The sequence below is a fragment of the Lacibacter cauensis genome, assembly GCF_007830055.1.
In the GTDB taxonomy this organism is placed as follows: Bacteria; Bacteroidota; Bacteroidia; order Chitinophagales; family Chitinophagaceae; genus Lacibacter; species Lacibacter cauensis.
Genome location: NZ_VLLE01000003.1, coordinates 349,393 through 369,773, shown reverse-complemented (window position 1 = coordinate 369,773; position 20,381 = coordinate 349,393). Strand labels below are relative to the sequence as shown.

At 41.2% G+C, this 20,381-nt stretch carries 19 protein-coding genes; 9 read left to right on the top strand and 10 right to left on the bottom strand.

The features are described 5' to 3' along the window. Nucleotides 1-93 precede the first annotated feature (93 nt). The 4 genes from IQ13_RS06865 to IQ13_RS06850 form a co-directional block, all read right to left on the bottom strand. Nucleotides 94-1,212, bottom strand: coding sequence for a virulence RhuM family protein (locus IQ13_RS06865; RefSeq protein ID WP_144885367.1), 1,119 nt, complete (start codon nucleotides 1,210-1,212; stop codon nucleotides 94-96). Between the two features lies 1 nt (nucleotide 1,213). Then, complete coding sequence (locus IQ13_RS06860) at nucleotides 1,214-2,131, bottom strand: IS1595 family transposase (RefSeq protein WP_144885366.1); 918 nt, start codon at nucleotides 2,129-2,131, stop codon at nucleotides 1,214-1,216. A gap of 94 nt (nucleotides 2,132-2,225) precedes the next feature. Further along, nucleotides 2,226-2,864, bottom strand: a complete 639-nt coding sequence (locus IQ13_RS06855) for a hypothetical protein (protein ID WP_144885365.1) — start codon at nucleotides 2,862-2,864, stop codon at nucleotides 2,226-2,228. Then, nucleotides 2,861-3,514: a DNA-processing protein DprA gene (locus IQ13_RS06850; protein ID WP_144885364.1), complete on the bottom strand. Its 654-nt coding sequence runs from the start codon at nucleotides 3,512-3,514 to the stop codon at nucleotides 2,861-2,863. Before IQ13_RS06850 ends, IQ13_RS06855 begins: the two co-directional genes overlap by 4 nt. Nucleotides 3,515-3,834: 320 nt before the next feature. Here IQ13_RS06850 and IQ13_RS06845 point away from each other — a divergent pair, with 320 nt between their 5' ends. From IQ13_RS06845 to IQ13_RS06825, 5 genes are all read left to right on the top strand, one after another. Next, nucleotides 3,835-4,179, top strand: a complete 345-nt coding sequence (locus tag IQ13_RS06845; RefSeq protein WP_144885363.1) for a single-stranded DNA-binding protein — start codon at nucleotides 3,835-3,837, stop codon at nucleotides 4,177-4,179. Between the two features lie 80 nt (nucleotides 4,180-4,259). After that, a complete protein-coding gene (locus IQ13_RS06840) occupies nucleotides 4,260-4,637 on the top strand; it encodes a GxxExxY protein (RefSeq protein WP_144885362.1) in 378 nt (125 codons plus the stop codon). A 9-nt stretch (nucleotides 4,638-4,646) separates the two neighbouring features. Next, nucleotides 4,647-7,121, top strand: coding sequence for a helix-turn-helix domain-containing protein (locus IQ13_RS06835; RefSeq protein ID WP_144885361.1), 2,475 nt, complete (start codon nucleotides 4,647-4,649; stop codon nucleotides 7,119-7,121). A gap of 393 nt (nucleotides 7,122-7,514) precedes the next feature. Further along, nucleotides 7,515-9,011 (top strand): RNA polymerase factor sigma-54, encoded by a 1,497-nt coding sequence (gene rpoN, locus IQ13_RS06830; RefSeq protein WP_144885360.1) that lies wholly within the window; start codon nucleotides 7,515-7,517, stop codon nucleotides 9,009-9,011. A gap of 6 nt (nucleotides 9,012-9,017) precedes the next feature. Beyond that, nucleotides 9,018-9,695, top strand: coding sequence for a hypothetical protein (locus IQ13_RS06825; protein WP_144885359.1), 678 nt, complete (start codon nucleotides 9,018-9,020; stop codon nucleotides 9,693-9,695). A 76-nt stretch (nucleotides 9,696-9,771) separates the two neighbouring features. Here IQ13_RS06825 and IQ13_RS06820 read toward each other — a convergent pair whose 3' ends face one another. After that, nucleotides 9,772-10,545 (bottom strand): murein L,D-transpeptidase catalytic domain family protein, encoded by a 774-nt coding sequence (locus IQ13_RS06820; protein WP_144885358.1) that lies wholly within the window; start codon nucleotides 10,543-10,545, stop codon nucleotides 9,772-9,774. 491 nt (nucleotides 10,546-11,036) lie between these two features. Between IQ13_RS06820 and IQ13_RS06815 the strand changes: the two genes are divergently transcribed. Then, on the top strand, nucleotides 11,037-12,176 hold the full coding sequence (locus IQ13_RS06815; RefSeq protein ID WP_199758202.1) for a cysteine desulfurase family protein: 1,140 nt from the start codon (nucleotides 11,037-11,039) through the stop codon (nucleotides 12,174-12,176). Nucleotides 12,177-12,396: 220 nt separating this feature from the next. On the opposite strand, the gene IQ13_RS06810 is transcribed toward IQ13_RS06815, so the two are convergent. From IQ13_RS06810 to IQ13_RS06800, 3 genes are read right to left on the bottom strand one after another with little or no spacing between them, the layout of a single operon-like run. Then, complete coding sequence (locus IQ13_RS06810) at nucleotides 12,397-13,314, bottom strand: hypothetical protein (RefSeq protein WP_144885357.1); 918 nt, start codon at nucleotides 13,312-13,314, stop codon at nucleotides 12,397-12,399. Further along, complete coding sequence (locus IQ13_RS06805; RefSeq protein WP_144885356.1) at nucleotides 13,311-14,387, bottom strand: polymorphic toxin type 23 domain-containing protein; 1,077 nt, start codon at nucleotides 14,385-14,387, stop codon at nucleotides 13,311-13,313. The genes IQ13_RS06810 and IQ13_RS06805 overlap by 4 nt, the downstream gene beginning before the upstream one ends. A 26-nt stretch (nucleotides 14,388-14,413) precedes the next feature. Next, nucleotides 14,414-15,802, bottom strand: a complete 1,389-nt coding sequence (locus tag IQ13_RS06800; RefSeq protein ID WP_158637342.1) for an alpha/beta hydrolase — start codon at nucleotides 15,800-15,802, stop codon at nucleotides 14,414-14,416. 331 nt (nucleotides 15,803-16,133) lie between these two features. Here IQ13_RS06800 and IQ13_RS06795 point away from each other — a divergent pair, with 331 nt between their 5' ends. The 3 genes from IQ13_RS06795 to IQ13_RS06785 all read left to right on the top strand — a co-directional run bounded on the left by IQ13_RS06795 (nucleotide 16,134) and on the right by IQ13_RS06785 (nucleotide 17,899). Further along, nucleotides 16,134-16,865: an SOS response-associated peptidase gene (locus tag IQ13_RS06795; protein WP_158637341.1), complete on the top strand. Its 732-nt coding sequence runs from the start codon at nucleotides 16,134-16,136 to the stop codon at nucleotides 16,863-16,865. Beyond that, nucleotides 16,862-17,152, top strand: coding sequence for a hypothetical protein (locus IQ13_RS06790; protein ID WP_144885353.1), 291 nt, complete (start codon nucleotides 16,862-16,864; stop codon nucleotides 17,150-17,152). Before IQ13_RS06795 ends, IQ13_RS06790 begins: the two co-directional genes overlap by 4 nt. Before the next feature lie 207 nt (nucleotides 17,153-17,359). Beyond that, nucleotides 17,360-17,899 carry an RNA 2'-phosphotransferase gene (locus tag IQ13_RS06785; RefSeq protein WP_144885352.1) on the top strand — a complete coding sequence of 180 codons (540 nt, stop codon included), beginning with the start codon at nucleotides 17,360-17,362 and terminating at the stop codon, nucleotides 17,897-17,899. Between the two features lie 109 nt (nucleotides 17,900-18,008). On the opposite strand, the gene IQ13_RS06780 is transcribed toward IQ13_RS06785, so the two are convergent. Together IQ13_RS06780 and IQ13_RS06775 are read right to left on the bottom strand one after the other, a co-directional pair. Beyond that, nucleotides 18,009-19,094, bottom strand: coding sequence for a nuclease-related domain-containing protein (locus IQ13_RS06780; protein ID WP_158637340.1), 1,086 nt, complete (start codon nucleotides 19,092-19,094; stop codon nucleotides 18,009-18,011). A gap of 156 nt (nucleotides 19,095-19,250) precedes the next feature. Further along, nucleotides 19,251-20,351, bottom strand: a complete 1,101-nt coding sequence (locus IQ13_RS06775; protein ID WP_144885350.1) for a PD-(D/E)XK nuclease family protein — start codon at nucleotides 20,349-20,351, stop codon at nucleotides 19,251-19,253. Nucleotides 20,352-20,381: the final 30 nt, after the last annotated feature.

Genomic DNA, 20,381 nt, shown 5'->3' with positions numbered 1-20,381 from the left:
AAATGTATAATCTTATGCCTGTATTTGCAAGCGTCTTAGGTATAAGACTAAACACTTTAACATTAATCGAGTGTTTTTACTAAGAGTAAACACTTATTTTTTATTGTCTTTCGTTGGTGGCGGAGTATTTAGTAGCCCTTGCAAGTGCTTATCAAAAGAACTTACGATTTCCTTTTGCTTTTTTACATCTTCTTCTGTTGGTAAGTTAGCAGGGTCTTTGATTTGATCGAGTAAATTATTGAAATCTGATTTAAAATTATTATCCTGAACAACTCTAAACTTTATGTATTCATTTTCTGCAAAATTATCTGCCACGTCTTTCCTTATCGTTCCTGCGTTCTCTAATACTTCATATTCATTAAACTTTAAAAATGCATCTAATCTTGAAGACCAGTCTTTCATAGTCATTAGTTTATTCCTTTCCACCTGTAGCTCGGCATAATCTAAGTACATGTTGACCAGTGTATTCAATTTTCTTATCTCTTCTTCGTGTAAATAATTTTTAGCAACTGTAACATCTAATTTTTGAACCTTGCCTTGTTTTCCTGCATTTTTCCAAGTTTTTAATCCCATGTTTGGAAGCGTTGCATTTGCCCTTGTTTTTATTATTTCGGCAGATGTTTTACCAACAATTGCATATTCTAATTTATTTTGAACTTTAGCAAAAAACTTGTGTGTTTCTGGGTCTGACTTGTTATAATCTACAGCAGTAGCATAAAGGTCTGTTATCTTTTCATAAAACATCCTTTCTGATGCCCTAATCTCCCGTATTCTCTCTAATAATTCTTTGAAATAGTCTTTGCCAAATAGCTTATTGCCCTGTTTCAATCGTTCATCATCTAAAACGAACCCTTTTACTAAATACTCTTTTGTGACTTTATTTGCCCAAATTCTAAACTGAGTTGCCTTGTAAGAACTTACCCTATATCCTACGGCAATAATTGCATCAAGGTTGTAAAAAGACGTTTTATATTTTTTACCATCATCGGCAGTATGTTCCAAAATGGAACTAACTGACTCTTCGCTTAATTCGCCTTCTTGAAATATATTTTGCAAATGTTTTGTTATGGCTGGTCGTTGAACTCCAAAAACTTCTGCCATTCCTTTTTGACTTAGCCAGACTGTTTCATCGCCAAGTATTACTTGCGCCTGAATCTTCCCGTCTGCACCATTATAAAAAAGAAATGCACCTTGTCTACTTAAATCTATCATTTTATTTGATTAAATTTTTATATGTTAAACGCCTATTCGCAACTCCTGAAAGTACAAAATCGAATCTACTTTGGGTATCTAATTTACGTGTATTAAACCGCAAAGTAAATTCATCGACGTAAGCCTGTAAATGTTGATTGCTGATTGAATGATAAATGCCATCAATACCACGCTTCAAATGTGACCAAAAGTTTTCGATACCGTTTGTATGCGCCATTTCGTTTACATACTGTTTTGCGCTGTGATTTACTGTGTGGTGTTGAAAATGATTTGAAAGGTCATTATAGCCGCTATAATCGTCTGTCATTATCACGCTGTTAGGTTCAACTGTTTCGTGAATGATTGGCAATAAAGTATCTTTAGTTCTGTCTGATACCACTTTTGCAATTACATTGCCGCCTCTCTCCCTGAAACCTAATACAGTTGTTTTTGTGCTGATGGTATTACCTTCTTCATTCTTAGTCTTTTTGCTTTCGTGCTTGTTAGATGAATCACCACCAATTCCGCTTTCATCAATCTCAACAATATCGCCAACTGTCTTTTTGAAATTTGGATGGTCAAAAGCATAACGCAAACGGTGCAACATGAACCATGCAGATTTTTGAGTTACAGATATATCCTTTGCTAACTGGTGGCTGCTGATTCCTTTCTTATGTGAACTAAAAACATATAAGGCTAAGAACCATTTCTGTAAAGGAATCTTTGTATTGTCGAAGATGGTGTTTGTACGAACGTTAAAGTATTTACCAGTATTCTTACACTTGTACTTGTTTCCGGCACATTTGTAAACCTTAGACGATTCGTCAAAAGGAGAAACTACAATCCCTTCCCAGCGCAAACCTTCCAAATGGTCAATGCAAGATTGCTCAGTAGGAAAGGCTTTCAGTAAATCGAAGATGCTTTTAAACTCTGGTAACATATCCTTTAATTATAGTGTAAAGATATGCTCAATAAATTAAAAACACAAGATTTAGTGTAAAAATCTTCTCGAATTGTATTATTATTTCGGCAGGTTACAAAATCTTGTGAAAAGTCTTTCCAGAGTCAGGAAAATATAATACGTTGCTATGCTTAGGATTTATGACATTCTCGATGTTGGTAAAAGTATTTGTACGAATTAAGCCAAACAGTCCAGCCGTAACGTTTGGCAATGCCTCCATGACTCTAAGAGAACACGCAGCAGACATCCTTCCTTGCGTTATTACGTCATCAACCAATACTATAGTTTCTATTGAGCGAGTAAACAAAGGTTCATCCTCAAAAACAATAGAATCGTAATGCGTTTGCACAGTAGGTCTATCCTCTGAGCCGTGTTGAAAAGCGGCTTTAGGAACAGCTTTAGTTCTTTTTAATAATGGCTTATAATTTTTCCCGAACCCATTTGCTATTAGTATCTCGCATATATCTCTTCCGGGCCATTGTGCATTAGTAACTAAAGGCGCACTTTTTGGTAAAGGAATTAAAGTTGCATTTGGAGGAATAAGTTTTGACAACGAATCTCGGATGGAAACGTCCATAGTTTCGTTCAGGTATTTTTCAAAAAAGCTAAGACGGCAGGCTTTTGTATTGGCTATAATGCTTTTAGAATTGGTAATTATTTGCTCTTCGCCCCTTTTGCCACATTCATATATAGAAAACGCTCCTATTGTCATAAAGTAATCTCTAAATGGAACTCGGCGATAGAATCTAAGATGTAACCGTAGTTATCCTTTGTTAATACTACGGCTCCATATTCTAACGCTTTATGAGCCCATTTAATGTCTGACTTAATGATGTTTTCCATTAAGAAAACCTGCCTTCCAAGTCTTATAGCTTCCCAAGCTTGGTGCTGTGTACCAGAACGCTCGGATGCTTCAATTATAATAGTAGCATCAGTTATTAATGCCATGGTTTTATTACGAGCAGGGAAGTTAGAAGGATATACTTTACTTCCTTCCTTAAATTGTGTAATTGCTAAGTGATTCTTCTTAATCTCATTAAGCAATTCAGTATTTGATACAGGACTTGCCATACTTATCGGAGTTCCAAGTACTGCAATTGTCTTACCCGATAAAGCGGTAGTGTGAGCAATAGTGTCAACGCCTTGTGCAAGGCCACTTACAACTGTAACGCCCCTGTTAACAAGCTCCGTTGCGATCATCTGAGTTCTTCTAATTCCATCATTACTGACTTCTCGTGAACCAACAACAGCGACTTTAGGGCTTTTCATTAACAAGTCAAAATTACCTTCATGAAATAACTCTTTGGGAGCAGCTTTTAACTCGGCTTGGCTCAAAAAGGATAAGTAGCGTTCGTAAGACATAACGGTGAAGCAAGTTTTTGGATGTAACGTTGGTTGTTTCAAAAATAGAGTAACGGTAAATTAAGAACGTGTAATTCTATGGGATATTGTTTGATAAACATAGGGAACTAAAAATAAGAAACTAACCTATCCATATTACAAAATTAAGCCTTTCTGCTGGTGTAAACAAGTATATTATTGCCATAGAAACGGTTATCAACCGACTGGCACTTTGCTGCTGTAACAACTTTGTGCTGTCAACGGCAATCAACATCCGCTGACTGAGATAACAAATTTTACAACCTCGTCTGCAGCAATTGCAGGCGGCAAATTTCAACACTATGTACGCAGTAAAAAACAAAGTGCAGCTGATTGGTAACCTCGGCAATGCTCCCGAAGTAAGAACACTGGAAAGCGGTAAAAAAATGGCCCGTTTCAGTTTAGCCACCAGCGAAAGCTACCGCAATGCCAAAGGTGAAAAAGTAACCGAAACCCAATGGCATACCTTGGTGGCCTGGGGTAAAATAGCAGAGATTGCCGAAAAATATTTAGCCAAAGGCAAAGAAATCCTGGTGGAAGGCAAACTCATTAACCGCAGCTACAACGATAAAGACGGTAACAAAAAATACATCTGCGAAGTGCAGGTAAATGAGTTGTTGTTGCTGGGGGAAAAAACAACCGCTTAATTGCAAACCACTAACTGCACGAATTACACGAATGAAATTCGTGTCGTTCGTGTAATTCGTGGCCTAACTAAATCAGTTATATGGCAGATCTTTTATACAAAGTAGACGTATACAACATCGTTGCTGTTTGCCTGGAAGTTTATCGAACACTTGGTTTTGGATTTTCAGAAGTGGTGTATAAAGATGCGATAGAAATTGAGTTCAAAGCAAGGAACATACATTACTTACGGGAAAATGCAATCGTTGTACTGTATAAAGACACTCCATTGAACCGCAGGTTTAGAATTGACTTCAGCGTATTCGATAAAATCATTGTAGAAGTAAAAGTGAACAAAGATGGCATTACGGATGCTGCTGTAGCGCAAACGCTCAATTATTTAAAAGCTTCCGGAATGAAGTTGGGCCTGGTTGTTAACTTTGGCGGAACATCGCTTAATTACAAACGTCTTATTTATTAATTACAGACTATGCAATCTGTGGAACGCAACGAACGGTTTGAACTGGCTTATCGCTTTGTAACCGAAACGCAGGAAAGTATTTTCCTTACCGGTAAAGCAGGTACAGGTAAAACCACTTTTCTCAAATACCTCAAAGCACACAGCGCCAAGAATACCATTGTTGCTGCACCTACAGGTGTAGCTGCCATCAATGCCGGTGGTGTAACACTGCATAGTTTGTTTCACCTACCCTTTCATCCGTTTTTACCAACCGCTGCAGGTAAACAGGAACTACTGGCCAAAATCCGTTACAACAAACAACGCCTGCAACTGCTGCGTAAAATGGAAGTATTGGTCATTGATGAAGTAAGTATGGTGCGTTGCGATGTAATGGATGCGATTGATACCATTCTACGGAGTGTGCGTTGGCAACATGAGGTTCCGTTTGGTGGTGTACAGTTGCTATTCATTGGCGATCTGTTTCAGTTACCACCTGTTGCACAAAATCAGGAATGGCAGGTATTACAGGAATATTATAATTCTACTTTCTTTTTTGACAGCAAGGTGATACAGGAACAAATGCCATTGTTGATCGAACTCACTACTATCTACAGACAAAAAGAAGAGTTGTTTGTAAAGCTGCTCAATAAAGTACGTAACAACCAGCTCGAAGCGGAGGATCTCGAAATATTGAATGAACGGTATAGCCCGGGCTTTCAACCCGATCGGGATGAAACATACATTACACTCACATCGCATAATAACCAGGCAGAGCTCATCAATCGTCAGCAGTTGCAACGTTTAACTGCCCCACCCTATACCTACACTGCAAAAATTGATGGCGACTTTCCCGAGAACAGTTATCCTGCTGATGCCGAACTCGTATTACGTGAAGGTGCACAGGTGATGTTTTTAAAGAACGATACACAAGGCAGACGATTCTTTAACGGCAAGATCGGTGTAGTGCATTCGTTAACCGAAGAGGAGATTGTGGTACGCTGCGGCAAGGAAAACATCCGGGTAGAAAAAGAGACCTGGGATCACTCCCGTTATACCTTAAACCGTGCAGATGGCAAACTGGAGCAGGATGTGTTGGGTACGTTTGAACAATACCCGTTGCGGCTTGCCTGGGCCATCACCATTCACAAAAGCCAGGGGCTTACGTTTGAAAAAGTAATGATCGATGCCGGTCTGTCTTTTACCAGCGGACAGGTGTATGTGGCACTGAGCCGTTGTACCAGCCTGGAGGGTATTGTACTGCTGTCGAAAATTCAACCATCGGTTATCTTCAGTAACCAACAGGTGGTCGACGGACAAAAAGCCTTACTGCCCAAAGGTTCTTTACCCCAACGTTTTGAAGAAGCACGCAAAGTATTTGTGCAACAATTACTCGAAGAGTTGTTCTCCTTTGCACAAACCAATCTTGCAGGCAAACAACTGCAGCAAAGTATTACCAAACACAAGTTCGATTTACAGGAAGATGCCGAAAGCTGGATCAGCAACTGGCAGCAACAATTACTCAACCTGAATAGGCTGGGACAAAAATTTCTGCTACAACTGAATGAACTCAGCAAGCAACATCCCTTGGTAGAAGAAAATACTGCTTTGCAAAAACGGGTACAGGATGCGAGTAATTATTTTATTCCACGGCTGGAAGAATTGCAGCAACAGTTGAAACAACATCCGCTCATTACCGAACACAAAACCGTTGCCGACGAAGTAAACGAATACCTCAATGCACTTTTTGTTGCACTGCATACCGAAATCTATAACCTGCAATCGGGCAGAGAACCCTTTGGTATTACCGCACACCTGCAACACAAACTAAATCTCACCCTACCGAGGGCAAATCTTACGAGCTATGCTGCCAATAAAAAGCAAACTGCTGCCGGCCTCGTTCACCCCGAACTGTATTTTCTGTTAAAAGAATGGCGTGACCGTGTGTGCGACGAAAGCAACCAACCCATTTACATGGTTGCCAACAGCAACAGCCTGCAGGATATTTGTACCTATCTGCCTTTTACGAAAGAGCATCTCCTGTTGCTTTCCGGTTTTGGCAAAGCCAAAGTAGAGAAGTATGGCGATGAGATTCTGGAACTGGTAACCGATTACTGTACAGAACACAATTTATCTACCAATATTGCCGCCAAGCAGGCAAGCCCTAAAAAAGAACGGCAAGAAAAATCAACAGCACCCAAAGTAGATACCAAGACCATTACGCTTACTTACTTTAACGAAGGAAAATCCATTACAGAAATTGCGGCTTTACGCAACATTACTCCGGGAACCGTTGAAGGGCATTTGGTAGATCTTGTAAAAACAGGCAGCGTAAAAGTGGAGCAACTTTTAACTGCAGAAAAGCTGCAAACCATTCTCAACCACATTGAACTCTACCCCGAACAAAGCAATACCGAACACAAACTGGCATTAGGCGATGCCTATAGTTTTGCCGATGTACGTGCCGTACAAAATCACCTGGCCTATTTAAAAGAAAGTGAAGTATAAGCTTACCGTTTCCCTTCCAGCTTGTTCACATACTCCAGCGAACCCAGCCGTAAACGGAGCGGAAGACCCGTCTTTTGTTCGAGTTTGTATTCGCCTACGCACATAAAACCCCAATGCGCAAAAGGACTTCCAAAATTTATTTGAATTTTTTTACCCGGTTCGGAGTTGAGCGGTAAAAATGAACCGGAACTGTTAAAATGCTGAAAAACTGACGGATTCCTTACAATTGGTTTAACTTTAACAGAATCAGCGTTTTGTGCAGCTAAAGGAGCCCAGTACAGCAAGCAGACCAGTACCAAACAGCAAAAATTGTTCCAATTTTTAAAACAGGTGTGATTTTTTCCTAATTTAGCCATACGAACATTGCATTGTAAACCTAAATGTATTGAGAAAATGGCACTGAGTCAGGGACTACATCAAAAATTACTGCAAAAATTATCGCCCCAGCAAATTCAGCTCATGAAGCTGCTGCAGGTACCTACGGCAAATCTCGAAGAACGGATTAAGGAGGAGCTGGAAGAGAACCCTGCGCTGGAACAATCGAACGAAGAAACCGACGAGCAGGTGCTGGATGAGCCCAGGGATGAGTTTGATTCGTCTGACGAAGAAGACTATGAACTCGATGGCAGCGAAGATGAGTACGACAATATTGATATTGCCGAATACGTAAGCGACAGCGATGACGATGTTGCTGATTATCGTACACGAGATGATAATTATGGCGATCATGAAGAGCAAAAGACAACCCCCGTTAAACTGGAGACCAGTTTTTACGAACTCCTGTTACAGCAGCTGGGCATGCTGAAGCTGGATGAAAAGCGCAGCGTGATTGCCGAGCAGATTGTTGGCAGTATTGACGATGACGGTTACCTGCGTCGTGAAAACAGTGCCATCGTGAATGATCTTGCTTTCCGGCAGAACATTGAATCGTCGGAGCAGGAAGTGGAAGACATCATTCACCTGATCCAGCAGTTTGACCCGCCGGGCATCTGTGCAAGAGATCTGCAGGAATGTTTACTCATCCAGTTACGGCATAAACAGAAAACGAACAGCTCAAAAGATATTGAGCAGGCCATTGTTATTCTCGAAAAATACTTCGATGAGTTTACCAAGAAGCATTACGAGAAAATACAACGCAGTCTCTCGTTGAACGATGATGATCTCAAAGCCATCATCCAGCAAATCATTAAACTCAACCCCAAGCCGGGCGGCAATGTAGGGGAAGTCAACAAAGCGGAAACCTATATCGTTCCCGACTTTTTTATCCTCAACAACAACGGCAAGCTGGAACTTACGCTCAACTCCCGCAACGCCCCCGATCTGCGCATCAGCGAAGGCTACCGGGATATGCTGAAGGAATACGACCGGGGCAGTAAAAAAGACAAGCGTCAGAAAGAAGCCGTTCTCTTCATCAAACAAAAGATTGATGCGGCCAAATGGTTTATTGATGCCATCAAACAACGGCAGAACACCCTGCTGCACACCATGAATGCCATCATGTATCACCAGGAGGAGTTCTTCCTCACCGGCGATGAAACCAACCTGAAGCCGATGATCTTAAAAGACATTGCTGAAAAGACCGATCTCGATATTTCCACCGTGAGCCGTGTGGCCAACAGCAAGTTTGTACAAACCGAGTTTGGCACGTACCGTTTGAAATTCTTCTTCAGTGAATCATTGAGTACCGAAAGCGGCGAAGAAGTATCGACCCGTGAGGTGAAAAAGATCCTCTTCGACCTGGTGGAAGCAGAAGAAAAACGCAAGCCGCTCAGCGATGAGCGTTTGACTGAGTTACTTCAGGAAAAAGGCTATAATATTGCACGACGTACGGTAGCCAAGTACCGTGAGCAACTGAATATACCGGTTGCCCGTTTGCGTAAACAATTATAAGCTGTTATGGAACAACTGGTGGTTACAGAAGAAGGGCATCTTGATGTAAAAGACAACAAGACCAACCCTGTTGTAAAAGCGTTCGCTGTCTTTTTCTCGTACTTATTTCATCCTGTATTTGTAATTGCATGGGTTGTATTGTTTCTGCTGTACAGGAACAACACCGTGTTTGTGGGTATGGAGCAGGATATGCGCTTAACGGTGTTCCTGCGTGTGTTCAGCACCAGCATTTTCCTGCCACTGGTTACCGTGTTGCTGTTGAAAGGACTGGGCTTTATCCAGTCGATACAACTACGCACGCAAAAGGACCGCATTGTACCCTACGTAGCCAGTATTACCTTTTTCTTCTGGAGCTATTATGTTTCCAAACAACTCAACGATCCCTTAGCCCTCCGTGCCTTTTTGTTGAGTGCGTTTATTGCAGCTTCGGCTTCCTTGCTCATCAACAATTATATGAAAGTAAGCATGCATGCAACCGGCGTGGGTGGTATGCTTGCCTTGATGCTGCTGTTGCTGTTCAGCAACCAGCTTGATGATGCCTTGCCCTTGCTGGTAGCTATCCTCATCACCGGTATTACCTGTACCAGCCGTTTACTGGTAAGCGATCACAGACCGGCAGAAATCAGCGTTGGACTGCTGGCTGGCGCCCTGATCCAGTTGGTTGCCTGGATGATTGTGTACTAAACAACAAACCCCGGCAAAGCCAGGGTTGTCATCATCAGCAATTCCGAATCTTACAGGTTAATCTTTTATTACAACATCAACTGTTGAGAATGGTTGATTTGCTTTTGTATTGTGCTGTTGGATGGTAAATAAACAAGAGGCTGCCATCTTTAATGGTGTTGATGATGGGCTTTGTCTGGTTCATGGGTACCGCCGGGCAACCGAGGCTGCGGCCGAGGTAACCGTTGCTGTTCAAAAAGCTGGAGGTTACATAATCGGAGCCATGAAATACGATGGCCCGCTGGTAAGCCTTGTCGTTGATGCCTTTTTCCAACCCTTCCAAACGCATGGCATAGCCCTTATCGCCGTAGTACGACTGCAGGGTACGGTAAAAACCCAGACTGCTTTTGTTGGATTCGGGCTTGTTGGAAAACTCTTTGGCGTAAATCAGTCCGCTGTTGCGGCCATGTGCCACCAGTGTTTGAAACAGGATCTTCCCTGCTTCCATATCCAGCACAAAGAGGCGCTTGGCGGAGGAAGGTTGCGAAAAATCGGCAATGGTTAACACATCCGTCTTGCTGATCTGTCCCAGTTCTTTCAGTTTGTAATAGCCTTTATAGGCCAGTTCAAAGGCTTCTTCTTCCAGACCGGCATGGAGCAGGTGCAGGGTATCGTAGATGCTGTCGGCCGTTTGCAGCAACCGTTCTTCGGCACTCAGTACCGGAGCGGCGGCCTCTTCGGCTGCGGGTTTGTTGACGAAATGCAACAAGGTACCTGCGTCGGGACTGTTACCGGCAATAGCAATGGGAATCTGTAAAGTAATGAGGGCAGTGATCGCAATGTAGAGTACGTTGGTACGTAACAGTTTCATAGAATAGGTTTTAAACGGATAAAGGATACGTAAAATTAATAATTTGATTTGGTTCACCAAATGCATAGCTCTAACGATTTTAAGTGTTGAATAGTATCTCTCGCAGCAGCAGAATTGGGAAACTAAGTGTTTCTATGGCTTTGGATGGTGAAGTGCTGCAAAGTTAGGCCGAAAGCTTTGCGCAAAATGTTAAAAGACGGGCCGGATGCGACAAGAATCTGCCTGTATTGGGTGGGGAGAGGTGGTGAGTGGTGAGTAGTGAGTGGCGAGTAGTGAGTTTCTTAACTGTGCTTTTGTACTCCGAGGGTTTGCCGGGACAAGAAGGGAAAACCGTCCTTCGACGCTCTCCTTTACTGCGTTGCGGAGAGCAGGGCGCTCAGGACTTGCTTCATGCTTCGAAACCCATCCTTCGACGGCGCTCAGGCTTGGGTAAACGTCCTTCGACTTCGCTCAGGACTCACGTAATAAGCCGTAATTTGCAACCACTTACTATGCAGTTACCTGTTTATCTCGATTACAATGCCACTACGCCCTGCGACCCGCAGGTGCTGGAAGCGATGCTGCCCTGGTTTACCCAAAACTTTGGCAATGCCGCCAGTAAAACCCATGCCTATGGCTGGGTGGCCGAAGAAGCGGTGACCATTGGCCGGGAGCAGGTGGCGCATTTACTAAAAGCCGACGCCAGCGAAATTATTTTCACCTCCGGGGCCACCGAGGCGGTGAACCTCGCTATCCAAGGGGTGTTTCATACCTACCACACAAAAGGCCGGCATATCATTACCTGGCAAACCGAACACAAAGCGGTGCTGGATACCTGTGCTGCCCTGGAAAAGCAAGGTGCCGAGCTAAGCTATCTGCCGGTGAACAACGAGGGACTGCCCGACCTGGACCTGCTGGCCGAAAGCATCCGTCCCGATACGGTGCTGATTGCGGCGATGTATGCCAACAACGAAACAGGGGTTGTCTTCCCCATTCAGCAAATAGGAGCGCTGGCCAAAGAAAAACAGGTGCTCTTTTTTACCGATGCCACACAGGCAGCGGGCAAACTGCCGATGGATGTACAGGCCGACGGCATTGACCTGCTGGCCCTTTCGGCGCATAAACTCTACGGACCCAAGGGTGTGGGCGCCCTCTATGTGCGCCGCAAAAATCCACGGGTGAAACTGAAGCCCCTGCTCTACGGCGGCGGTCATGAAAAAGGACTGCGCAGCGGCACCCTTAATGTGCCCGGTATTGTGGGCCTTGGCAAAGCCTGTGCCCTGGCAGGACAGCTGCTGCACAGCGAAACCGAACGGCTTTCGGCCCTGCGCAATCAGCTACTCGATGGACTGCTGGAAACGGGCAGTTGCAGCCTCAACGGTAATCGATCGGCCTTGTTGCCACATGTGGCCAATCTCTCTTTTTCCATCCCGGGTGCCAATCAACTGATTACCCGCTTACAGCCGCAGCTGGCCCTCTCTTCCGGCTCGGCCTGCAGCAGTGCCTTAGCCGAACCTTCGCATGTGCTCAAAGCTATGGGCTGCAGCGATGCAGCGGCGGCGGGGAGTATCCGCTTTAGTTTGGGACGGTTTACAAGGGAAGAGGAAATTCGATTTGCGGTGGAGGCGGTGAAGAAGCTGATGGGGAATTAGGGATTGGGAGTTGGGTTTTGAGTTTTGCTTTGGCGCAGAGATGGAAGAAAAAACTCAACATATCATAAGTAAACTAAAACATTAGTATCGTGAGTTGGAGATCGTCCAGTCCCTTACAGAGATTTGCCTGAGAGGAAAAGATTCATAATATTCCGGCACTTTGATTCCTAAACAAAGTCTCCAGGCTACCTCTTATGCCTTCAACTTTAATGGTATCAGATCAATTCGTAAAATAAGGCTCAGCATATATAGAGCCATTTTCAAATACAACAAACGGGTTCATCCCTAAAGGAGGGTTTGTTAATTGAAATACCAAAAACCATTGTTTATTATACCTGTAAAGCTTCATCGTTTGTCCCGTTATTTCAGAGCTTTTTACATTTTCTGGATTATTTGCAAAGCCTTTGCGATTATCTTTCAATACAAAATTGAAATTATTGATTCTTCGGAATTTCATATCAAAAGGATAAGTTGGTCTTATTTCTTGTATATCCTCATTAAATGAATCTTTTTGGGCGAATCTTTTCAGGTAAATTGCTCCTTCGATTGTGTCTTTTTTTAAATACCAAACATGATCTTTCTTGAAATCCAGCACATCATGGAAAGTATAAATAGATGAATCTTTTCCCACCTCCATAATATTCCCAAATCTGAATTGATTAAATCTCCAGATATCATAAGTTAATATTGTGTCAACTTTTTGGGGGTCTTTCGCTTTAGATGTGCCTTTACCGTCTTTAGCCTGTTTCAAATCTTTCTCACTAAATAGCTTTTCAAAGTAATTTGGTACGTTGTTTATTATTAGAACTTTATTAAGTTTCCGATTATAAAGCAAATATTGTTCTTCCACAATTTTAGTAGTACTATCATATTCTACATTGGATTCCAGATTTTTCAATTCATAAAAAACCCCATATTTATCCTTAGCCTTTTGATATTTTACAATCTGCTTTACAGACCTAACTTTCACAACCGTACGCACATATAACTCCGTAGTTGTAGTATCAAATGAAAACTCATTAACCCTGTCACCCATTTGATCAATTTCAGCCTGCGTTTTTTCTACAAATTTCTTTTGTGTGCCACATGAAACAAACAAAAAAACAATAATAGCATATAGTAGATAATTTATTTTCATTGTAATCCAAGTTTTAAATGATTCATATAATATAGGGGCGCTATAGAAACAAACTTTTCATTAGGAACAGCATGTAGCGGATACTTGTTTGACAGATGAATCATATGTTGAACATCCAACTTCGGGAAATCATTAAAACTTAGTGATACGCCTGCGTTATTCCGTAAACTCGCTACGTTTATATAAATTCTTCCTTTGTTATAAAATTGTTGTGCTGAATCCTGGTGATAGACAAACCCGTTGCCAAGACGATTACCTAGTTCATAAGCATTTTTGCTATATCCTGTGAATTTGTCAAAGCCTACTTCAACTAAACTTATAAAATCGCTTTGTCTTCCATGATAACTGATATATCCGCCTCCCGTATGCAATCGGTCATACTCATCCCCAAATGGCATTTTAAATGGAGGTCCATCGTTGAGATAGGAAAGTTGAATCCGGTTCAGGTTCAGGTTTAAAAAACCTACCCTCTGAAATTTAGTCTCCTTCCTTGTAGGAAACCAAATCATATTTCCTCCAAGTGTAACAGAATAATCAAAGGGGTTTTGAAGTGTTGGTTGATTAAATGTATTGAAATAGTAATAGGGCTTATTGATAAATGTTTTTTCATTAAACCAGTTTCGCCTAAGCCGGTGATTAATGCCTCCGGTTAAGGAATAAGATCCAATAATTTCTAAATCATTTTGGAACATCCAGGATTTACTTCTTTTATGTCCCGGCCATTTACTCCCAATTCCTCCCTGATACCACATAAAATCGATATTAAGCGAGGGATAAAACCAGTTATTATCTCCTGCAAACGAACCTACGCCGGCAGATGCTCCTATTCGCCAGTTCATATACTCACTCAGCGAATTTTTAATCTTTACCTCTTCTTTTTTAGATTTATTGCTAATAGTATTTCTTCTTTCCGGATTAATAACACCAATACCAACCAGCACCTTCAGGCTAAAGCCATATTGCAACGATGATTTACTACTGTACGTTACAAGTTTACTTTGAGCAGCAGCCTCATTGAGGTTGAGCAACAGCATTAACAGGGTAAAAATTTTCCATTTGTTTTTTTGAAGCATCTGAATAGTTTTGGTTATTTGTACTGCTATTTCAAGCTATGTAAATAGGTAATCAAAAACTGTCTGTATTGTGGTTGCTGTACATAGCAAAAAAAATCGTGTTCTTTATCATTGCTTGTTCGGGCTTCGTAAAAATGATCACTTAACATCTCTCTCGCAAACAGATGTTTTACTTTACTCACTTCCTTTCTGTAGTTACAACCCAACGAGCTCGAATTTTTTGTTGTGGGAAACCGTATCAATGGAATAAATGCTTTCAATAACGTTTTATCCTTCCTGTTGTGTCCTATATAGAAATAATGATTTTGATTTTTTTGTTGATTAATTTTTGAAAACGTTGAAACACCCGGCATTCCTGCTGCATTCATAAAAAAATGAAGTTGGTGCTTAGATAAATCCTCAGACTCCTTAAATGCTTTTAATAATTCCGAATTAAGAGGATAAGCTTGTTGTCGCTCAGAAATTTTAGGCTTTGGACATAGAATTGTAGAGCTCGCAACCACCGATCCGAATGAATGCGTCATGATTTGAATGCTTACCTCAGTTGGAAACTTAGCAATAATGTTATTCAATGTATTACCGGCTAGGTATGCACGATTAGTGCCAAAATAATACGCCTTTGATTTATGTACCTTAAGCTTATTATTTGTTATATCGCACCGGTTGTTCATAAAGTCAGATTTTTTCTCCGAAAGCGCTGGCCAAAATACACGTACAAAGAGTACTTCATCAACGCTGATGCTTTTGGGCAAATTCTCTATTATTTCCTTAAACATTCTATTCCCTTGCAAATGTGCAAGGGCATAGGGCACATTAAATCCATGTATAAAAAAGAAAACATACTTAACCGGGCTGCTTTGTATTTGCGCTTTAAAAGCCCGGTCAATTTCGGGCAAATAATAAGAATTCCATGTCTTCCTGAAAGCATATATCTCTTTTGCTCCGCTTTCATTGCGTTCTATACTTTCTCGTTTTCCAACAATTGTTTGAACCAGGTTCTCAGAAAGTATTCCAGGAAGTGCCTTGCGAAATTTGCCATCAACCGTATCTGAATAATACGAGTCAAAAAAACTCAGCTTGGTATAATCACGTTGATCTTTCTGATTATTCAAGAACAGGGCTCTATATGCTGTATCGTTTATAAAAGATGGATAGATGCACCCAATACCATCAAATCTTAAACTTATTACACGGGTCTTAATATTTTTATCTATAGGAAACTGATCATTCAGATTTTCCCCCGAAAAGTCGTTCCAGTTATCTAAAAGAATTTTCTTTTCAGATTCGGAATATTTTTCACCTATGATAGACAAACACAATTCGGTTTGGTCGCATACTGTCTGTTGTCCTTTTACAAAGTCTGAACAGATAACAAGAAAAAATAGATTGTATAATAGCAATTTTGGAACTAACAAGGTGGATGTTTTGAATAAGATACATTCCTCAATACTTAAGTAGAAATTTTTTGTCCCTTTTTTTTTCTGAAACAAAAAAATACTCCTTTATTGGTATGCATTTTTCCTGAGGCGATGTCTCCTGCAAAAAACTCGCCGTTACGTCATAGCGACGCAGGAAGCAATCTAAAACGGCACAAACATTCCGCCTTTCGCCTTTTGCCTTTACCTTGAACCTTGTTTTTTGTCCCTTGGATTTTCTTCCTTGTCCCTTGTTCCTTCTCCCTTGTACCTTTACCCCATGTGTTACTACAACGGCTGCCGGGTCACCCGCTCAGAATACATCCGCCTCATGGCCATCGAAAAGGAAATCAAGAATCTTCTTTTCCTCAACCGCCCCGTGCAAAGCGGTTTTGAGTACAAAGATTGGCCCGTACTTGTTGCAGCAAACAACGGCACCGATGTCGATATCCGCCTGATGCATTGGGAATACATCCCCGACAGTATACACGATGCCGATGAGTTAATAGCTGCCCGTAAAAACTTTACCTGGCTCAACGCCAAAGGTGAGAACATTCTGGTCAACGAAAAAGGAAATCATTCCATGTACAGGGAAGGCGCTATGCTCGGCCGTATCCTGGTACTCTCCACCGGTTTTTACGAATGGCAGCATGTGCCAAAACTGGGTAAACGTGGACAGGCATTAAAAGCCACCGAAAAAATTCCGCACTACATCACCGTCGATGGACCGGAAGAATATTTCTTCATGGCAGGTGTCTCCCGTGTATGGCACAACCTCGAAATGGATCAGCGTGCCCCCACCTTCGCCGTGGTAACAACAGAGGCAAACGAGCTCATGCAGAAAATACACAATACCAAGCGCCGCATGCCCGTCATACTGCCCCCCGATCTGGCGCTGGAGTGGTTGCAGCCTAACCTCAGCGAAGAACGCATACAACAACTCGCCACCTATCGCTTTCCGGCAGATAAAATGAAAGCATGGCCCGTGGCAAAGAATTTTCTGCAGAGCAGCGATCCCGAAAAACAAGCACCACCGCCCCAACAGCAGCTATCCTTGTTATGAGCAGTAACAGTTTCCATATCATGGTTGAAACGAAAACCAAAGGCAAATTCCGCATGGAAGTGGAACACTATTACAGCAGTGCGCAGGTCGAACGCTTCAAGATCAAAGGCAAAAACGACCGCTATATTTTAATGGAAAAAAGACTAGACCTTAAACGCCAGCCTTGGAAAGTCACCAAGGTCGATATCAATACCAGCAATTACCAGGAAGCTGCCATGGCGTTACGGGATATGCAGGATGCCATAGATAGTTATTTAAATCAAAAAGGCAACAAAAAAGAACCTTAACTGCTTCGGCCTAACCTATACCCCTCCGGTCGGCCCGGCTCCGCTGGTCTGAACAATTGACAACCTCTTCTTCATTATCCAATAGGTACAAATTGTATCCTTTAGATTTGAATTGCATTATGAACGCATCCAATAACAACATCTATCTTGCTTCAAGTTCACGTGCATTTGTGTAACCATACGGTTTAAATTTGCAAACCATAAACCATGGAAAAAAACCTGAAACATCTCAGCAAATTTCTCAGCCTCATCCTTCGTCACAAGCCCGAAACCATCGGCCTACAACTAAACGAAAACGGCTGGGCCAATGTACAGGAGCTCATCAGCAAAATCAATCAACACAATACAGCATTAGATAGTGAAACCTTGAACCATATCGTTGAAACAAACGATAAAAAACGCTTTGCTTTTAATGAGGATAAAACCATGATCCGTGCAAGCCAGGGGCATAGTGTGGAAGTAGAATTGAATTTAAAAGAAATGCAACCACCGCAGTTCCTGTATCACGGAACTGTTCAGGCATTTATGGAAGCAATCCAAAAAGAAGGGCTAAAGAAAATGAGCCGTCAGCATGTGCATTTAAGTAACAATCAAGAAACCGCAACCAAAGTAGGCAGCAGGAGAGGAAAGCCGGTCATCTTAATAATCAACGCCGCTGCAATGCATGCCGATAGTTACGCCTTCTTCTTATCCGATAACGGAGTATGGTTAACCGATCACGTACCTGCTCAGTATATTCAGCTTTAATCGCTATTAGCACCCGTCATTGCGAGGGGAAAGGTCTGTGTGCTGTTTTGCGCCGAAGCAATCTCAACTATAAGTAGCCTCATTATAGTCATCATCTTCTTCTTAGCGTTTAGCGCTTCCGCTCGTTCAACCCTAACAGGTAAGTTGAAATGGCTTCTGTTTCTTTACTCGAAAACACAGGCTTGAAATACTTCACATAGCTAAGTAGCTCATCCAAAGTCAAAATCTTTACATACTGAAATTCCTCGTTTGGCTTTGAATTGGTCAATACAATCAGATTTCTGATGGGTATTTTCCGGTCTCCCCAATGATGTTGATTAAGCTTAAATTTATGGCTGGCAATACCTTCAGTCAATAGTCTGAAGAGAGCGAAATTTGTTCTTTTTACTTGTTGTACAGGAGATCGCAAATCCAATCTGTTCAATGACTTTTCACTCCAGTTTTTTGTCTCAATCAGAAAGATGCCCGAAGTTGTTATAAGCAAGTGGTCAATTTGAATGGTCTTTATATAATCGTTTTCTTGCCGGTTATAAATAGCTGGCTGAAAGGTTAAAGCAAAATCATTGATCAAAATATTTTCGTCTGATAGACTTTCTAATTCTTTAACGACCTTATGTTCTCCCAATGCACCATAAATGGAGTTTTTTACTTCATCAATTACTCGTAGCTTCTTTTCAAGCTGCGTAAGTTCGCTTGAACTGCTCTCGTTAACAGCGCCTCTGAAATTGGAACTGATAAAATGAGAACGATTCATTTTATCTTGATATTGTTGAACTAATTCGCTGACAGAGTCGTTTACATTAAAATCCAGATTGAATTCCAAATCCTCAATTTTCTTTTTATAGGACCTTTGTTTTACATAGTTCACAATTTGCTTGATATAATTAAACTGGCCCGGAGTTGATAAGCCGTTTAGCTTTTGTTTAATGTCTTCAATCTCCTTACGTAAATAGTTCTCAAAGTAAGCTCTGTTCGCCTGAATAGCTTTGTCTAACTGTAAAATGTCTGCATCAAGTATAGCCTTTTCCTGCTCAATGAATTGCTCATGATTGGAAATGATTTGATTTCTTAAAGCCGAAAAGTTATGCTGAAAATCCAATACTTCTTTTAAAGAGGTAAAGTCATGAATATTGTTCCGCTTTAAGTGCGATTTCACAGCGGTTAAGCTGCCAATAGAATTATGAACCTTGCACATTGAATTGTTACGTGTTATTGTTGATGCGTGAAACGAAAAGCAAATCATCATCCTTGATATGTAAATGCCCCCGACCTATATTTAACTAAAAAGGAAACGCAACAAAAGATCACATCGTTCCGGATAATCATAATAACAAGCTAGTTTATTTCAGCGCTATTCTTCACTCGCAACTTTTCTTAAACTAACCTCTTCCTGCTTTATTATGAATTGCTCATATGAAAAACTCCTTAGATGATCAACAAATGCTTCGTAAAACGATTCTAATCGCTTTAAAAAAAGTATTGTTTGATTTAATTCCACAGGTTCACTTAGATCGCCCAACCAATTTTCCGACTTGATTACACCAATAGCCCGGTAGGCTCCTCGGTGTTGCATGTATGGCGGATATTCTACTTCAGCAAATCCACTTTGTTTTCCAAATGCCAAAAGCTTGTCATGAATAAAATTTTGTACTGCATTTTTATCTATTTCATTATCCTCTAAACCTGTTTCATTTTCAGATAATGCAACTTTAAAAGTAATCTTACGTTCTTCAATTTGAGTGTACACCGGAATATCATCCCAGGTTTTCCAGTTTAAAGATAAATTCCAGAATCCGCCTCCTGGATTATTTACATAATGCCACATATTTACTGGTATCATTGATTCAATATGTTGGTAGAATCCAACCCAACATGCACCATCCCAATCTTTAACTGCTTTGGTTTTGTATTCATTTTGCGTGTCTTCTAATTTTTGCAGGTAATTAACGTAGTCAGCAACCAATGGATGTTTGCAATGCATTGTTGAAAAGAATTGTAACAACGCTTGACGATGCACCGTTTTGTATCCTTTTTCTTGAATAGCAGTGATAAGCTTTTTTGTTTCACTACCTACTTTCACATAGGCACACGAGAGCTCAAATCCCTGTTCCGCACAAAACGTTTCGCCAGTTTCTTTATAACGTAGTAATTGGTTTGAATGCTCAACTGTAAAAGTTTTATTCTCAACAATCAAAAGGATTTTTGTATTACTGCAAAATATCTCTACCCAAACGTCAATATTTTTCCATTGCCTTACTGCTTTTATAGATGAAAGAGTATTAATCTCTTCCGCAAATTGATCATGTAGCAATAGTTTTATAAAGCTCTTCCCCAATAAATGAAGTTCTTGATTCGTATCAGAATGCTTTGGATCGGCCCATTGCAATAACCAAGTAAAAAAAGCGTCATGCGATAATTCACTGGTAGCAACATAAAAGATGTTAGGATTCATGGTTTTTTGTTTGCTTGTATTTTGTATAAA

Bases quoted from the DNA above. Each gene is read 5' to 3' on its own strand.
- IQ13_RS06865 (WP_144885367.1), bottom strand. From the start codon at position 1,212: ATGATAGATTTAAGTAGACAAGGTGCATTTCTTTTTTATAATGGTGCA.
- IQ13_RS06860 (WP_144885366.1), bottom strand. From the start codon at position 2,131: ATGTTACCAGAGTTTAAAAGCATCTTCGATTTACTGAAAGCCTTTCCT.
- IQ13_RS06855 (WP_144885365.1), bottom strand. From the start codon at position 2,864: ATGACAATAGGAGCGTTTTCTATATATGAATGTGGCAAAAGGGGCGAA.
- IQ13_RS06850 (WP_144885364.1), bottom strand. From the start codon at position 3,514: ATGTCTTACGAACGCTACTTATCCTTTTTGAGCCAAGCCGAGTTAAAA.
- IQ13_RS06845 (WP_144885363.1), top strand. From the start codon at position 3,835: ATGTACGCAGTAAAAAACAAAGTGCAGCTGATTGGTAACCTCGGCAAT.
- IQ13_RS06840 (WP_144885362.1), top strand. From the start codon at position 4,260: ATGGCAGATCTTTTATACAAAGTAGACGTATACAACATCGTTGCTGTT.
- IQ13_RS06835 (WP_144885361.1), top strand. From the start codon at position 4,647: ATGCAATCTGTGGAACGCAACGAACGGTTTGAACTGGCTTATCGCTTT.
- rpoN (WP_144885360.1), top strand. From the start codon at position 7,515: ATGGCACTGAGTCAGGGACTACATCAAAAATTACTGCAAAAATTATCG.
- IQ13_RS06825 (WP_144885359.1), top strand. From the start codon at position 9,018: ATGGAACAACTGGTGGTTACAGAAGAAGGGCATCTTGATGTAAAAGAC.
- IQ13_RS06820 (WP_144885358.1), bottom strand. From the start codon at position 10,545: ATGAAACTGTTACGTACCAACGTACTCTACATTGCGATCACTGCCCTC.
- IQ13_RS06815 (WP_199758202.1), top strand. From the start codon at position 11,037: ATGCAGTTACCTGTTTATCTCGATTACAATGCCACTACGCCCTGCGAC.
- IQ13_RS06810 (WP_144885357.1), bottom strand. From the start codon at position 13,314: ATGAAAATAAATTATCTACTATATGCTATTATTGTTTTTTTGTTTGTT.
- IQ13_RS06805 (WP_144885356.1), bottom strand. From the start codon at position 14,387: ATGCTTCAAAAAAACAAATGGAAAATTTTTACCCTGTTAATGCTGTTG.
- IQ13_RS06795 (WP_158637341.1), top strand. From the start codon at position 16,134: ATGGCCATCGAAAAGGAAATCAAGAATCTTCTTTTCCTCAACCGCCCC.
- IQ13_RS06790 (WP_144885353.1), top strand. From the start codon at position 16,862: ATGAGCAGTAACAGTTTCCATATCATGGTTGAAACGAAAACCAAAGGC.
- IQ13_RS06785 (WP_144885352.1), top strand. From the start codon at position 17,360: ATGGAAAAAAACCTGAAACATCTCAGCAAATTTCTCAGCCTCATCCTT.
- IQ13_RS06780 (WP_158637340.1), bottom strand. From the start codon at position 19,094: ATGTGCAAGGTTCATAATTCTATTGGCAGCTTAACCGCTGTGAAATCG.
- IQ13_RS06775 (WP_144885350.1), bottom strand. From the start codon at position 20,351: ATGAATCCTAACATCTTTTATGTTGCTACCAGTGAATTATCGCATGAC.